At 73.6% G+C, this 14,637-nt stretch carries 15 protein-coding genes; 9 read left to right on the forward strand and 6 right to left on the reverse strand.

All coding sequences use genetic code 11. The annotated features are described in order from the left end of the window. Positions 1–185: 185 nt before the first annotated feature. Positions 186–626 carry a hypothetical protein gene (locus ACLQ20_RS11595; protein WP_425855400.1) on the forward strand — a complete coding sequence of 147 codons (441 nt, stop codon included), beginning with the start codon at positions 186–188 and terminating at the stop codon, positions 624–626. A 145-nt stretch (positions 627–771) separates the two neighbouring features. On the opposite strand, the gene ACLQ20_RS11600 is transcribed toward ACLQ20_RS11595, so the two are convergent. Then, positions 772–1,059, reverse strand: a complete 288-nt coding sequence (locus ACLQ20_RS11600) for a hypothetical protein (protein ID WP_225851988.1) — start codon at positions 1,057–1,059, stop codon at positions 772–774. 244 nt (positions 1,060–1,303) lie between these two features. Between ACLQ20_RS11600 and ACLQ20_RS11605 the strand changes: the two genes are divergently transcribed. From ACLQ20_RS11605 to ACLQ20_RS11620, 4 genes are all read left to right on the forward strand, one after another. After that, on the forward strand, positions 1,304–1,666 hold the full coding sequence (locus ACLQ20_RS11605; protein ID WP_151453137.1) for a YciI family protein: 363 nt from the start codon (positions 1,304–1,306) through the stop codon (positions 1,664–1,666). A gap of 21 nt (positions 1,667–1,687) precedes the next feature. Further along, positions 1,688–2,077 (forward strand): YciI family protein, encoded by a 390-nt coding sequence (locus ACLQ20_RS11610; RefSeq protein ID WP_425855401.1) that lies wholly within the window; start codon positions 1,688–1,690, stop codon positions 2,075–2,077. Next, positions 2,074–3,318: an RNA polymerase sigma factor gene (locus ACLQ20_RS11615; protein ID WP_425855403.1), complete on the forward strand. Its 1,245-nt coding sequence runs from the start codon at positions 2,074–2,076 to the stop codon at positions 3,316–3,318. The genes ACLQ20_RS11610 and ACLQ20_RS11615 overlap by 4 nt, the downstream gene beginning before the upstream one ends. Before the next feature lie 121 nt (positions 3,319–3,439). Continuing rightward, positions 3,440–4,138, forward strand: a complete 699-nt coding sequence (locus ACLQ20_RS11620) for a class I SAM-dependent methyltransferase (RefSeq protein WP_151453140.1) — start codon at positions 3,440–3,442, stop codon at positions 4,136–4,138. Between the two features lie 81 nt (positions 4,139–4,219). Here the strand turns inward: ACLQ20_RS11620 and ACLQ20_RS11625 are convergent, their stop codons facing one another. Beyond that, positions 4,220–5,809 (reverse strand): NAD(P)/FAD-dependent oxidoreductase, encoded by a 1,590-nt coding sequence (locus ACLQ20_RS11625; protein WP_358119799.1) that lies wholly within the window; start codon positions 5,807–5,809, stop codon positions 4,220–4,222. 227 nt (positions 5,810–6,036) lie between these two features. On the opposite strand from ACLQ20_RS11625, the gene ACLQ20_RS11630 reads away from it, so the two are divergent. Continuing rightward, positions 6,037–7,290 carry a hypothetical protein gene (locus tag ACLQ20_RS11630; RefSeq protein ID WP_327028714.1) on the forward strand — a complete coding sequence of 418 codons (1,254 nt, stop codon included), beginning with the start codon at positions 6,037–6,039 and terminating at the stop codon, positions 7,288–7,290. Between the two features lie 6 nt (positions 7,291–7,296). Here ACLQ20_RS11630 and ACLQ20_RS11635 read toward each other — a convergent pair whose 3' ends face one another. Both ACLQ20_RS11635 and ACLQ20_RS11640 read right to left on the reverse strand, forming a co-directional pair. Continuing rightward, positions 7,297–8,529, reverse strand: a complete 1,233-nt coding sequence (locus ACLQ20_RS11635; protein WP_151453143.1) for an MAB_1171c family putative transporter — start codon at positions 8,527–8,529, stop codon at positions 7,297–7,299. Between the two features lie 12 nt (positions 8,530–8,541). Further along, positions 8,542–9,015: a hypothetical protein gene (locus ACLQ20_RS11640; protein ID WP_151453144.1), complete on the reverse strand. Its 474-nt coding sequence runs from the start codon at positions 9,013–9,015 to the stop codon at positions 8,542–8,544. A gap of 258 nt (positions 9,016–9,273) precedes the next feature. Between ACLQ20_RS11640 and ACLQ20_RS11645 the strand changes: the two genes are divergently transcribed. Continuing rightward, positions 9,274–9,882 carry a phosphoesterase PA-phosphatase gene (locus ACLQ20_RS11645; RefSeq protein WP_425855407.1) on the forward strand — a complete coding sequence of 203 codons (609 nt, stop codon included), beginning with the start codon at positions 9,274–9,276 and terminating at the stop codon, positions 9,880–9,882. A gap of 18 nt (positions 9,883–9,900) precedes the next feature. Here ACLQ20_RS11645 and ACLQ20_RS11650 read toward each other — a convergent pair whose 3' ends face one another. Both ACLQ20_RS11650 and ACLQ20_RS11655 read right to left on the reverse strand, forming a co-directional pair. After that, on the reverse strand, positions 9,901–10,305 hold the full coding sequence (locus ACLQ20_RS11650; protein WP_151453146.1) for a helix-turn-helix domain-containing protein: 405 nt from the start codon (positions 10,303–10,305) through the stop codon (positions 9,901–9,903). Between the two features lie 440 nt (positions 10,306–10,745). After that, positions 10,746–11,810, reverse strand: a complete 1,065-nt coding sequence (locus tag ACLQ20_RS11655; protein WP_151453147.1) for a LacI family DNA-binding transcriptional regulator — start codon at positions 11,808–11,810, stop codon at positions 10,746–10,748. A gap of 294 nt (positions 11,811–12,104) precedes the next feature. On the opposite strand from ACLQ20_RS11655, the gene ACLQ20_RS11660 reads away from it, so the two are divergent. After that, positions 12,105–13,256 (forward strand): Gfo/Idh/MocA family protein, encoded by a 1,152-nt coding sequence (locus ACLQ20_RS11660; protein ID WP_151453148.1) that lies wholly within the window; start codon positions 12,105–12,107, stop codon positions 13,254–13,256. A gap of 114 nt (positions 13,257–13,370) precedes the next feature. Beyond that, positions 13,371–14,525 carry a dihydrodipicolinate synthase family protein gene (locus ACLQ20_RS11665; RefSeq protein WP_151453149.1) on the forward strand — a complete coding sequence of 385 codons (1,155 nt, stop codon included), beginning with the start codon at positions 13,371–13,373 and terminating at the stop codon, positions 14,523–14,525. Positions 14,526–14,637 lie beyond the last annotated feature (112 nt).

Here is a 14,637-nt window from a genome sequence, read left to right on the forward strand (position 1 = left end):
ACCGTCGCCCGGGAGCAGCGTCGGACATCGGCAGGTGGCCCAGGCCGAGGCGGATGGTGCGGCTGGTACGGCGGGTCTGCGGACGTGACCGCCGACGGGTGCGCCAGGACGACGTCGATGACGCGGACCCGCTCGCCGCGGCCGGGGCTGTCGTCGGCCGGCGGTCGACAGGCTAGTTTGCTCGGATGAGTTCCCTCGATGACGTCGCGAGGCGTGACGGCTGGCGGTGCTGGGTGTGCGACGAGCCGGTCGATGCCGGCATGTCGGTGAACGACCCGCGTGGTCCCAGCGTCGACAGCCGCACCGCCGACAGGAAGGCCAAGGTCGCCGAGCGACTCGCGCACCGTGCCTGCAACACCCGCAAGGGCGCGGTCAAGGTGGTCATCGCCTGGCCGGACCACCTGCACGTGGTGGAGCCCGCGCCACTGATCACCGTCGCCGAGCGACTCGAACGCAAGGGCGGTCGCGAGCTGGTCGCCCGCTGTCCGAGCGAGAAGGACGCCCAGGCGGCGGCGGACTGGCTGGTCGACCGGTTCTCCCGGCTGGTGCCCGGACTGTCGGTGACCGCGAGCGTCGACGCGGGCGGCGGACAGTACCTCGTCGCCCTGGCCGCCGGCCGCCGCTGACCGTGGCCCTGGTCGGCGCGTCGCCGACCAGGGGCCGATCCGTGAGCTTCCGGTAGCCCGGGACCCGAGCCGCCACCGGCGCTGCGGCACACCGCGCTCACCGGCCGTCTCCAGCCGGTGGGGTCGGTGGGCGATCAGTTCCCGATCAGAAGGGGGGTGCGTCCTCGCCCATCAACGCCAGCACGACGCCTCCCTTCCCGCTCTTGAGGCCCTGGACCACGACCTTGCCGGTGCTGCCGTCGGGCAACTCCAACGTGAAGGTCTTCCCGACCGCGTTCTTGGGGCCGTTGCCGGCGCTGTTGGCGGGTCGGAAATCGCCCGCCCACGGCGGGGTCCCACCCTTGCGGGCGGGCTCGGCGAAGAGTGCGGCGGTACCGGGGGTACGGGTGCCGTCGGAGGAGAGGAGCACTGAGGCGCTGCGATAGGTAGCCATATGCGCCAAGGCTATCCCGGATCGTGCCCGTTCGCGCCACCACAACTGCCGGGTGACGCGAACGGCTTCGGCAAACGACGGTGACCTCGTCTCACCCCTCGTGCCGCATCCTGGACCTCGATTCTCCGATGATGGTGTCGTATCGGGGCGTGGCCGTTCGTGGAACCAGTGTGCGGCGGCCGGCTGGGCCGTCGGACACGAGGAGCCGGGCAGGGCCCTCGTCCGGGACCGAGAGGAGACAACCATGACGGAGTACCTGATCACCTTCAACGACGAGTGGGTGCCCGAACACACGGCGGAGCAGCTTCGCGAGAAGAGCAGGGCCGGCTGGGCCGTGATGGCGGACATGCAGGCCGAGGGCGTCCTGCTCTTCAGCAACGGGGGGCTCGACCGGTCCACCGCGGTGTGCAGCGTCGAATCGGTCGACGGCAGGCCCGTCTTCACCGACGGCCCGTACGTCGAGACCAAGGAGCACCTCGGCGGCTTCGCCGTCGTGGACGTGCCCGACGACGAGGCGGCGCGACACTGGGCCGGCAGGCTCGCGACCGCGCTCGACTGGCCGCAGGAGGTGCACCGGTTCAGAGGCCCCGGGGCGCGCCCGGCGTAACGGCGCCGGGGAGAAGTGAGCGTGGTGCCCAGATACCTGCTGTCCGTCCACGGACCGGCCGAGCCCACCGAGCTCGGCACCCACCCCTCCCAGGAGGCCGTGCCGCAGGCGTTCGCCGACACCGGCGTCTTCGACGAGAGGCTCCGGCGGGACGGTCACCTCGTCTTCACCGGCGGCCTGGCGCCCGCGACGACCGCCACCACCGTCGACGGGCAGGGCGAGCGGCCCGTTCTCACCGACGGGCCCTACCTGGAGACGAGGGAGCACCTCGACGGCTTCTGGGTCATCGAGGCGGCCGACCTCGACGTGGCCCTGGCCCTCGCCGCCGAGGGGTCGAGAGCGTGTCGCGGTACGGTCGAGGTGCGTCCCTTCCGAACCGGGGCATCCGTCCGAGCGCTGCCGGAGCCATGACCGATCCCACCGTCGAGCAGGCGATCACCCGTGTCCACCACGAGGAGTGGGCGCGGGTGGTCGCCGGCCTCGCGCGCCGTTTCGGCGATCTCGACGTCGCCGAGGAGGCGACGGCCGAGGCGTTCGTGGCGGCCGCGGAGCGGTGGCCGCGCGAGGGCGTACCGTCCAATCCCGGCGGTTGGCTCGCCACCACCGCGACCCGCAAGGCGATCGACCGGCTCCGTCGCGAGTCACAGCGCGACGCCAAACACCAGGCGGCCCGGATCATGTACGACGACACCCCTGCTGAGCCGACCGGCCCGGTCGAGGACGACCGGCTCAGACTGATCTTCACCTGCTGCCACCCCGCGCTCGCGTCGGAGGCCCGGGTGGCGCTCACCCTGCGCCTGCTCGGCGGCCTCACCGTGCCCGAGATCGCCCGCGCCTTCCTGGTGCGGGAGACCACCATGGCGCAACGCATCACCCGTGCCAAGACGAAGATCAAGGCGGCGCACATCCCCTACCGGGTGCCCTCGGCCGACGACATCCGCGAACGGCTCGCCGGCGTGCTCGCGGTCGTCTACCTCGTCTTCAACGAGGGCTATCTCGCCAGCGAGGGGGACGCCCCGGTGCGCGTCGACCTCACCGACGAGGCGATCCGCCTCGGCCGCCTGCTCCGGACCCTCCTCCCGGACGACGGCGAGGTGGCCGGCCTGCTCGCCCTGATGCTCCTCACCGACGCCCGGCGCCCGGCGCGCGTGTCCCGCACCGGGGAGCTGGTGACCCTCGCCGAGCAGGACCGCGGCGCCTGGGACCGCACCCTCATCGCCGAGGGCAACGCCCTTCTCCGCGAGCGGATCGAGGCGATGGTGACCGGCGGCGACCCACCCGGGCGCTACCAACTGCAGGCCGCGATCAACGCGGTCCACACCGACGCCCCGTCCGCCCGGGACACCGACTGGTCCACCATCGTCGCGCTCTACGGGCGCATGTCGCTGCTCGACCCCTCACCGATCGTGCGGCTCAACCGGGCGGTCGCGGTCGCCGAGGTCGACGGCCCCGGGGTCGGGCTCGCCGAGATCGACCGGCTCGCCGACGCCCTCGACGGCTACCACGCCTTCCACGCCGCGCGCGCCGACCTGCTGCGGCGACTCGGGCGCGGCGGCGAGTCGCGGGCGGCGTACGACCGGGCCATCGGTCTCGCCGGCAACCCCGCGGAGCGGGCCTACCTCACCCGCCGCCGCGACCAGCTCGCCGGCTGACCGGCACGTGGAGCCAGCGCGTTGACTGGCGTCGACCGGAGCGCGGCAGGGGCAGTGGCGGCTCGACGACCCTGGCAGGATCGCGCTTTCGACCCTGCTGCGATGCCGAGGAGACAGCCTGGTGAAGGCCGACCACTACGACAGTTTCGCCGAGCGCTACAGCGCGGACAACGAATCCAACCTGATCAACGGCTACTACGAGCGGCCCGCGATGGTCGGGCTCGCCGGGGACGTGGACGGCCGGCGGATCCTCGACGCCGGCTGCGGTTCGGGTCCCTTGTCCGCGGCGCTTCGCGAGCGAGGGGCCGTCGTGACCGGCTTCGACTCCAGCCGGGCGATGGTCGAGCTGGCCCGACGGCGGCTGGGCGGGGACGCCACGCTGCTGGTGGCCGACCTCAGCGAGCCGCTTCCCTTCGCCGACGGCGCGTTCGACGACGTCGTCGCGTCCCTGGTCCTGCACTACCTGGAGGACTGGACCGCGCCCCTGGCCGAGCTGCGACGAGTCCTGAGGCCAGGGGGTCGCCTCATCCTGTCCGTGAACCACCCGATGGTCTACCCGGCGGTGAACCCGGGCGCCGACTACTTCGCCCTCGCACGGTGGTCGGAGGAGTACACCTTCGACGGGCACACCGCGGAGCTGACCTACTGGCACCGGCCGCTGCACGCGATGACGGCTGCGTTCACCGACGCGGGCTTCCGCCTCTCGGTCGTCAGCGAACCCCCCATGTCTCCCGAGACCCCGCGCGAGATCCTGCCTCCACATCTCGTGGACCGCACCACGTTCATCTGCTTCATCTTCTTCGTCCTCGAAGCGCACTGAGCCCGGGCCGGTCCGCCGCCGCACGCCACCGGCCTTCCCTCCCGGGCCTGTGCCGGCGGTGCCGAACGCGCAGCCGGCGGCTCAACCGAGGCGCACGTGAGCCGGCCGTTCGGGCCGGGCGGTGCCGGTGCCGCTGCCGGTGCCGGTGCCGGTGCCGGTGCCGTCGAGCGTCGTGCCGACCGGAACGGCGGGCCGGGCCGGTACGACGGGCGCGTCCCGGCCGGTGCCCCGGTGGCCGTCCCCGTCGTGGCTCGACTCCTCGTGGTAGTCCTGCTCCACGTTGACCGACCACACGTCGTGCCGGGTGCCGCAGGCGATGTTCTCGGCGGTGAGCATCGCCGTCAGCATCGAGTGGTCCTGGTTGTTGTAGCGGTGCATGCCGTTGCGGCCCACCGGGTGGACGTTGGGCACCTCGCGGGCCAGCCAGTCCCGGATCACGTCGACGTTGTGCTGGTAGCGCTCGTCGTAGACCGGGTACGCCTTCGGCATCCGCACCACGTACCCGGCCTCGACCACCCCCGGCCGGACCAGACCGAGCCGCTCCAGCTCGGCCGTCGCGGCGGCGACCAGCTCGGCGTCCGGCGTACGCCAGGTCTCGTCGTCCTCGAACACGAAGTACTCCAGGCCGAGGCAGGTGCGGCCGTCCTTGACCAGGTGCGGCGACCAGGAGCCGAAGTTCTGGATCCGGCCGACCTTCACCGCCGGGTCGTGCACGTAGATCCAGTTGTCCGGGAACGAGAACTCCTCCGGCACCACCAGCGCGACGGTCAGGAAGTCCCGGTACCGCAGGTCGGCCGCGGCGGCCAGCACCTCCGGCGGGGCCGCCGGGCGCAGCGCGGCGACCAGCTCGGAGATGGGCATCGAGGAGACGACGTGCTCCGCCGGCTCGGTACGCTGCCCGCCGGCCCCGTTGACGGTCACGGCGACGGCCCGGCGGCGCTCCGGGTCCCGGTGCACGGCGGTCACCCAGGTGCCGGTGTCCACCCGGCCCCCGCGTCGGCGCACCTCCTCGGCGCAGCGTTCCCACATCATGCCCGGGCCGAGCTTCGGGTACTGGAACTCCTCGATCAGGCTGGTCACGTCCTTGCGGTTGCGTCTGGGCAGCACCGCGTTGCGGACCGCCTTGGCCAGCGACAGGTTCTTGATCCGCTGCGCGGCCCAGTCGGCCTGCAACCGGTCGGCCGGCATCCCCCAGACCTTCTCGGTGTACGTCTTGAAGAACATCGAGTAGAGCCGCCAGCCGAACCGGGCGGAGACCCACCCCTCGAAGTGCGACTGGTCCTTCGGCGGGCGCAGCCGGGCCCGCGCGTACGAGCCCATGCACAGCGCGGCCTCCCGCACGCCGAGGTTGCGCAGGGCGTTCGCCGCGCTCAGCGGGTAGTCGAACAGGGCGCCCCGGTAGTAGATCCGGCTCATCCGGGGCCGCAGCAGGAAGTCCTCGTCGGGCAGGATCTCGTGCCAGAACTCCTCGACCCGGGCCACCTTCGTGAAGAACCGGTGCCCGCCGATGTCGAAGCGCCATCCGTCCCGCTCGACGGTACGGCTGATCCCGCCCACCACCTCGTCGGCCTCGAACACCCGGACCGCGCTGTCGCGCCGGAGCAACTCGTACGCCGCGGTCAGGCCCGCCGGTCCCGCGCCGATGACCACCGTGCCGTGCTCTTCGCCCATGCCCGTCGCCCCCTGCTTCCGCCTCCCGGAGGCGGCCCGCTTACCCGGCACCGGCCCGAACTCACCCCGGATCCCCGTCCGCTCCCGGGACACCCCGACGGGCGGAGCGCCTGGGACGTCCCGCGACGCGCCTGGCGCCCGGTTCCGCGCCGGGATCGCGCCGACGTGTCAACGGCCCCGGAACGGGGATGTGGCACCGGTCGGGCCGCCGGACCGGGAGACGCGTGATGGACAGTGGGCGGGCCGTCTCGGGCCGGCGGTGGCGCACGCTGCCGGCCCGGCTGGCCGGGCGCGGGCACGACCTGCGGCGGGCGGCGTCGCGGGCCGCCGGCCGGATGCCGACGCCGTGGCTGTTCGTCCTCGCCGTCTTCCTCGGTACGAAGATCGTGCTCAGCGCCCTCGGGGTGCTCGCGCTGAGCGCCTTCGACGACGTGCCCTGGGCCCCGCCGCCGGACGAGACGATGATGCGCGAGCAGCAGCGGGCAGTCTCGGGGCACCGCGCGGTCGCGCTCTGGTTCGCCTGGGACTCTTTCCTCTACGACCGCCTGGCGCAGCTCCCGCTCGACGAGCCGTGGCCCGACTTCGGCTTTCCCCTGCTCTATCCGTTCCTGGCCCGTCCGCTGGCCCCGCTGCTGGGCGGGGACACCGCGCTGGCGTTGCTGCTCGTCGCGAACGTCGCGTTCCTGCTGATGCTCTTCTACGCCCACCGGCTGGGCGAGCGGCTGCTCGGCGACGACGCCTCCGCCCGCCGGTTCGTCCGCTACCTCGTGCTGCTGCCGGCCGGGTTCCTGTTCCAGGCGGCGCTGACCGAGTCGCTGTTCCTCTGCCTCGCGCTCGCCGCCTTCCACTACGCCGAGCGGCGGCGCTGGCTGCTCGTGGGCGTCGTCGGCTTCTTCCTGGCGACGAGCCGCTCGGTCGGGTTCCTCGTCGTGCTCCCGCTGGCCCTGGTGCTGCTACGGCAGCACGGCTACCGGCTGGGCCCGCGCGCGTGGTGGGCGTACGTGCGCGTCGGCTGGCCGCTGGCGCTGGTGCCCGCCGGCTGGCTGGCGTTCATGGCGTTCTGCCGATGGCAGAGCGGCGACTGGTTCGCCTACAAGCACGCCCAGGAGACGGGTTGGGGCATCCGGGTGCAGAACCCGCTGGCGGTGCTGTGGCACGGCCTGACCGGCAGCCCGCCCCGCGACGCCCTGCGGGTGTGGGTCGCCGTGCTGGTGCTGGCGGTCCTGCTCGCGGGCGCCCGCCGACTCGGGCTGCCCTATCTCGTGTACGGGCTGACCATGGTCCTGGTGCCGCTGTCGATGGGGCCGCCGGTGTACAAGAGCCTGCTGCGCTATCTGCTGGCCGTCTTCCCGGTCGGCCTCGTGCTGGCCCGCTGGGCCCGCCACGCGGGCGCCGACGCCTGGCTGACCGCCGCCCTGGCCCTGCTCCAGGGCGCGCTCTTCGTCACCTGGCTCGCCTACTGGACCCACTTCATCATCTGAGCCCGCCTACGCCTCCCGCCCGCGCGCCGGGGCGTCCGGCGTACGGGCGGCGACCGCGCGCACCAGCTCCTCGGAGAGCGCCGTCGAGACCAGCGCCAGCCGACTCGCGTCGGCCTGCACGTCGGCCTGCGCGACCGCCACGCTCTGCGACTCCAGGGCCGGATCGACCTCCCGCGTCGCCGTCGCCCCCGAGGTGAAGCGCCGGAGCGCCACCAGGACCGCCGCGGCCTCACCGGCGGCGTCGGCACGCTCGATGCTCCAGCCGGCCGCCATCGCCCGCTGCCGGGCGGCGCCCGCCACGGACTCGTCGAGCGGGCCCAACGCACGCAGGCCGTCGCTGATCTCGACGCAGCGGCGGTAGAGCCGTTCGCCCAGGCGCCACGCCCACCGGGGGTCGACCTCCGGCCGGCGCGGGGGATGCAGGGCGATGGTCGGCATCGCCCGGTACAGCAGGTACCACAACGCGTGCAGGTCGCGGTGCGTGGCGTACCGGCGCGGCCAGGCGCGGACGCCGTCGACCGCCTTGCGGGCCGTCGCCAGCACGAAGCTGGCCCCGATCAGCGACACCGACAGCGTGATCAGCGTCTGCGTCGCGGCCGGCTCGGGCCACGGCGGCGCCACCCCGGCCAGCTTGAGGCAGATGAACAGGGCCTTGTGCGCGACGAATCCCGCACCGAAGGCCGCGCCGGCACTGAGCAGCCGCATGCTGGTCCTCAGCCGGGCGCCGGCGTAGCGCGCGTAGCCGGCGGACACCCGCAGGATGTCCACGACCGTCACCCCGAGGCAGGTCAGGAACGCGAGCATGTAGACGCCGACCGGTGGCAGGTCGCCGTACCGCTCGGCGAAGTGCAGGGGCTCGGACTCGGGGAAGTCGGCCCGCGAGAACGCCGCGACCATCACGCCGAACGCGACGGCGAGGAACACGCCCCGCCGCGCCATCAGCCGGCGTGCCCGCCCCGGGTCGCCCAGGTGCAGGAAGAGGAACTGGATCGCCGCCGCGGCGAGCAGCGCCGAGCCGTGCTCCACCAGCTTGGCGAGATTGGCCACGCCCGACACGCGGTCGAGCAGGCTGTGCACCGGCGCCCACCCGGCGGTGACGGCCACCCCCATCCCCAGGCAGATCCCCGCGCTCGCCAGGATCCTCGGGTTGGCCGGATCCCGACCCAGCGCCCTGAGCTTCACCAGGAACGCCACCGCGGCGACGCTGGCGGCGACCAGATGACCGACCGTGACGAGCACCGGATCTCCCGCCTAGTCCGTCAACGTCGCGGCGATGCGGTGCATGACGGCGGCCGTGACGCCGCCCAGCTCGTCGAAGGCCACGTCCTCGCCGCCGCCGTCGAGCCGTGCCCCCAGGTACGTCGCCAGCAGCTCCGCGTCGTGCTCCTGCTGCTCGTCGAACGTGGCGGGGGAGCGGGCGAGCACCCCGTGCGCCGCCGCCGGCTCACCCGTTCCGCCGGAGGGCACCGCCCGCGCGGTGTGCCGCAGGGCGATGTGCATCAGCTCGTGCAGGATCGTCTGGACGCGCAGCACGGGCGGCGCGTCGCGACTGAACAGGACGTAGTCGGTCCCGGCGGTCGCCACCCACAGCCCGCAGGGACCGGCCTGCCCGTCGACGCTCATCGCGGCGAGTTGGATGCGCCGACCGCGCGTGGTCTCGAGCGCGGACACCAGGCCCCGCACCGTCAGGGGCGACGGCAGGTCCACGTCGAGCTGGCGCAACAACCGCTGTCTCCGACGCCGTCGGTGCCACATCGTCCGCCATCACTCTCCCCGACGGGCCGCCAGCCCGAGAGACCCCCGTGTCGTGTCACCCGACCGTCGCGTCCACCCCGGACGGTCCACGCCCGTGCCGGCCGCGACGGCGCGGGTGCGGGCAGCATAGCCAAGCGCGACGACACTGTGACGCCCGAGCGGGGCGGAACGTGACAGCTCACGCCCGCGGTGCGCCCGCCGCCCGGGGCGGTCGGCAGAATGTGGACCGTGCACGACGTCATCGACCGCCCCGACCGCATCAGCAGGCTGCTCGCCCGCGCCGCCACCGAGGTCTTCGCCCCGGCGCTGCTGGCCGCGCTGATGCCCGTCGTCGTGGGCCTGCACGCCGCGTCGCCCGTCGAGGTGGGCCTCGCCTGGGCCCTGGTCGGCTCCCTGTTCTGCTCGATCATCCCCAACAGCCTGATCTGGTGGGGCGTACGCCGGGGCCGGCTGACCGACCACCACATCAGGCGACGGGAACAGCGCCGGCGGCCACTGGCGTACGGGCTGCTGTCCGTGCTGGTGGGCCTCGCCGTGATGATCGGGTTCGGCGCCCCGCGCCCCGTCCTGGCGATAGTCGTCGTCATGTTCGCCCTCGGCCTCGCCGTGACCGTGGTCAACCTGGCGTGGAAGCTCAGCATCCACGCGGCCGTGGCGGCCGGCGCGGCGGCCGTGCTCGTGATCGAGTTCGGACCGGCGCTGCTCGCCTCGGCGCCCGTGGTGGCGCTGGTCGGCTGGTCGCGGGTACGCCTGCGCGACCACACCGTCGGTCAGGTGGCCGCCGGCACCGTCGTGGGGACGCTCATCGCCGCCCCCACGTTCCTGCTGCTGCGGTGAACGGAGGCGGGAGCCCGCTCACGTCCGGCCGCGCCCCGAGGTCTTGTTGCGTGCCTCCAGCGCCGCGACCTGCTCCACGATGGCGCGTAGGCTCGCCCTGGGCGCCCCCGGCGGCATCCGGCGGGCCAGGACGGTGATCGTCTCCAGGTCGGGGTCGCCCTCGCCGTCTGCGGTCACGGTGTCGAAGAAATAGCCCGGGGGCACCCGGAAGAAGTTGGCGAGCTGCTGGATCGCCGACCGGGTGGGATTGTCCCGCTCGCCGCTCAGCAGGTAGTTGACGTAGCTCGTCGAGAGCCCCGTGGCCCTGGCGACCTCCTCTGGCGAGAAGGGCCTGTCGCTGCCGGGCCGGCGATGCGTCTCGAACAGGTGCCGCAGCCGGTCGGCGAAGGACGTCGATCCGCTGGCCTCGCCGCCGTCGGCCATGACACCCCTCCCGATCCGACCCGAGGACGCCCACCATAGTGGTTGGGCCGGGCTGCGCCGCCACAATGGTTGCGGGCCGTGGCGGACCGTGCTTGACTGACCACGCCGACCACTGTTGTGGCAGTGACACCGTAGCGGACAACCATAGTGTGTTCCAGGACACCCGCACCAGCGTGTGTCGACTCCGCGTCGGCGCGTCGGCCGACGACCGCCAGGCGCGGCACAGGGGGGACGGAAACGGGGGATGCGCAAGCCGCTCAGGGCGCGCACCGCACCGCACGCCGAGAAGCAGCCGGCAGGGGGGACCGCAGCCGGTACGGCCGCGCGCATCTGGGGGGCCGTCCTCCGCGCGACCTGGCGCCAGGTGGCCCCGGGCGCCATGCCCGGGGCCACCGACGACGGTGTCCACGTGGCCGGCCGTCCCGGTGACCGGAGGGTCGTCAGCCGGCTGACGCGCCCGATCCCGCCGCCCGTGGGCGGACCGGGGTGACCTCGGGGGCCGGCCCGGTGCTGTCCCGGCGCACCACCTCGGCGGGCAGCACCTCGACGCGGGGCGCCGCGGCCCCCGGGTCGAGTGCCAGCGACATCGCTCGGGCCCCCATCTCGACCAGGGGCAGCCGGACGGTGGTCAGCGCCGGGGTGACGTCCCGGGCGATCGGCATGTCGTCGAAGCCGATGACCGACATCTGCCGGGGCACCGCCACCGACCGGGAGCGCAGCAGCGCCAGCGCGCCGATCGCCATCGAGTCGTTGAGCGCCACGACGGCGGTCAGCTCGGGGTCGGCGTCGAGCAGCGCGGCCGTGGCGGCGACGCCGCCGTCGCGGTCGAACTCGGCGTGCCGGACGCGGTGCTCGGGCAGGCTCAGCCCGTGCGCGGCGAGGGACTCCCGCAGGCCGGTGAGCCGGTCGGTGGTGGTGGTGAGCACGGCCGGCCCGGCCACCACCCCGATCGCCCGGTGGCCGAGTTCGTAGAGCTCCTCGCCGATCAACCGGCCGCCGGCGCGGTTGTCCGGCATCACCGCGTCGCCGGAGTGCTCGTGCCGGCCGATGACCGCGACCCGTCCGCCGGTCGCCTCGTACGCGGCGAGCTTCTCGTTGAGCAGCCGGGTGAAGGTGGCGTCGTGGTAGCCCGAGCCGGCCAGGATGATCGCGGCGACCTGCTGGCCGCGCAGCAGCTCGACGTACTCCAGCTCGCGGTCCGGGTCGCGGTAGCTGTTGCAGATCATCAGCAGCCGGCCCTGGTCGGTGGCGACCCGTTGCAGGCCACGGGTGATCTCGGCGAAGTACGGGTCGGAGACGTCGTGCACGATGACGCCCACCGCCACGCGGTGCGAGCGGGCCAGCAGTTGAGCGTGCGCGTTCGGCACGTACTGGAGCTCGGCGACGGCGCGCAGCACGCGCTCGCGGAGCTCCTCGGTGACGGGCTTGCTGCTGCCGTTGATCACCCGGGAGGCGGTCGCGGGCGAGACCCCCGCCCGCCGGGCCACGTCGGACAGGGTCGCCACTGCCGCCCCCTCGGTCGTTTCTCGACGGCCGCGCCCCGGTGCCGGCCATCCGTCACCGTACCGCAGCGAAAGCGCTTCCCCGCCCCGGCGCCCGCCCGCGTGGCCCGGCGGGCGGCGCAGGCCGCGAGACGGGTCGGACAGCCCCTTGCCTGAGGAGGGAGGCGTTCCCTACGCTGCCCAGGAAAGCGCTTGCCTGAGAATCGCCGCCGGGGGCCTCCCGGCGGCGGCGCAGGCGTGGAACAGGTCGCCCGCCGCCGGTCCCGGTCGGAGGCGCCCGCGGAGGGAAGGAACACCATGACCCGCAGGTCGATAGGCATCATCGTCAACGGCGTCACCGGCCGGATGGGCTACCGGCAGCACCTGGTGCGCTCCCTGCTCGCCATCCGCGAGCAGGGCGGCGTGCCCCTGGCCGACGGCACGTCGATCTGGCCCGAGCCCGTCCTGGTCGGGCGCAGCGAGACCAAGCTCCGCGAGATCGCCGAGCGGCACGGGCTGACCGACTGGACCACCGACCTGAGCGCGGCGCTGGCCCGCGACGACGTCGAGATCTACTTCGACGCCCAGGTCACCCAGCAGCGGGAGAAGGCGATCCGCCGGGCGCTGGACGCCGGCAAACACATCTACACCGAGAAGCCGCTGGCTGAGGACACCGAGGGCGCCCTCGACCTGGCCCGGGCGGCGCGCGCCGCCGGCGTGCGTACCGGGGTGGTGCAGGACAAGCTCTTCCTGCCCGGGCTGCGCAAGCTCAAGCGGCTCATCGACGGCGGCTTCTTCGGCCGGATCCTGTCGGTGCGCGGGGAGTTCGGCTACTGGGTGTTCGAGGGCGACTGGCAGCCGGCCCAGCGCCCGTCCTGGAACTACCGCAGCGAGGACGGCGGCGGCATCGTCGTGGACATGTTCCCGCACTGGCAGTACGTGCTGGAGGAGCTCTTCGGCCGGGTGCGTACCGTTTCCTGCGTCACCGCCACGCACGTGCCGCAGCGGGTCGACGAGGCGGGCCGCACCTACCCGGCTACCGCCGACGACGCCGCGTACGGCATCTTCGAGCTCGACGGCGGCGTGGTCGCGCAGCTCAACTCCTCGTGGTGCGTCCGGGTGCACCGCGACGAGCTGGTCGAGTTCCAGGTCGACGGCACCGAGGGCAGCGCCGTGGCCGGGCTGCGCAGCTGCCGGGTGCAGCACCGGGCGGTCACCCCGAAGCCGGTGTGGAACCCCGACCTGCCGGTCACCGAGCCCTTCCGCTCGCAGTGGACGGAGGTGCCGGACAACGAGGAGTTCGACAACGGCTTCAAGGTGCAGTGGGAGGCGTTCCTGCGGCACGTCGTCGCCAACGAGCCGTTCCCGTGGGACTTCCTGGCCGGCGCGCGCGGCGTGCAGCTCGCCGAGCTGGGCCTGCGGTCGGCGCGTGAGGGCGCCCGCCTGGACATCCCGGAGCTGGACCTGTGAGCGCGAGGAGTGAGCCGGGGTCGCGAGCCCCGCAGTCGCGAACGGAGGTGGCGCTGTGAGCGCGAGGAGTGAGCCGGGTCTGCGAGCCCCGCAGTCGCGAACGGAGGTGGCGCTGTGAGCGGGGCCGACGTGGTGCTGCCCGGCGGGCGGCGGTACCGGCTGACCGGAGGCGAAGGCTTCCCGCGCCCCGCCGGGCCGCCGAGCAGCCGGATCGCGTACGCCGCCGCGCACGTGGTGGCCGATCCGACGGCCGAGAACGTCCCCGGCGCCCCGGCCGTGCTGGACTGGGACCGCACCCTGGCCTTCCGGCACCACCTGTGGTCGTACGGCTTCGGGGTGGCCGAGGCGATGGACACCGCGCAGCGCGGCATGGGCCTGGACTATCCGGCCACCCGCGAGCTGATCCGGCGCAGCGCCGCCGAGGCCCGCGCGGTCGGCGGGCGGATCGTCGCCGGGGTCGGCACGGACCAGCTCCCGCCCGGCCCGGCCACCCTGGCCGAGGTCGCCCGCGCCTACCGCGAGCAGCTCGACGACGTGCGGGCCGCCGGGGCCCGCCCGGTGCTGATGTGCAGCCGCCACCTGGCCGCCGCCGCCCGCAACCCGGAGGACTACCTGCGGGTGTACGACGAGCTGCTCTCCGTCGCCGACGAGCCGGTGGTGCTGCACTGGCTCGGCCCGATGTTCGATCCGGCGCTCGCGGGCTACTGGGGGTCGGCCGATCTCGACGAGGCCGCCGACGCCGTGGTCGAGCTGATCAAGGCCCACGACGCCCGGGTGGACGGGATCAAGGTCTCCCTGCTGGACGCCGACCGCGAGGTGGCGTTGCGCCGCCGGCTGCCCGCCGGGGTACGCCTCTACACGGGCGACGACTTCCACTACCCGGAGCTGATCCGGGGCGATGCGAGCGGCTACTCCGACGCGCTGCTCGGGGTGTTCGCCGCGATCGCACCGGCCGCCGCCGCGGCGTTCGCCGCACTGGACCGGGGGGAGCTGGCGACGTACGACCGGATCTTCGCGCCGACCGTGCCCCTGGCCCGGCACATCTTCGCGGCCCCCACCTGGCACTACAAGACGGGCATCGTCTTCCTGGCCTGGCTGACCGGGCACCAGGACCACTTCACGATGGTCGGCGGGGCGCAGTCCGGCCGCTCGCCGGAGCACCTGGCCACCCTGCTCACCCTCGCCGACGCCGCCGGGCTGCTGCCCGACGCGGACCTGGCGGCCGCCCGCGCCCGGGCGCTGTTCACAGTGGCGGGGGTTGACCAGTGAGCGCGAGGAGTGAGCCGGGTTTGCGAGCCCCGCAGTCGCAGACCGGAGGTGGCCCTGTGAGCGCGAGGAGTGAGCCGGGTTTGCGAGCCCCGCAGTCGCGAACGGAGGTGAC

It is taken from the genome of Micromonospora sp. DT46 (genome assembly GCF_049841735.1).
GTDB lineage: Bacteria > Actinomycetota > Actinomycetes > Mycobacteriales > Micromonosporaceae > Micromonospora > Micromonospora reichwaldensis.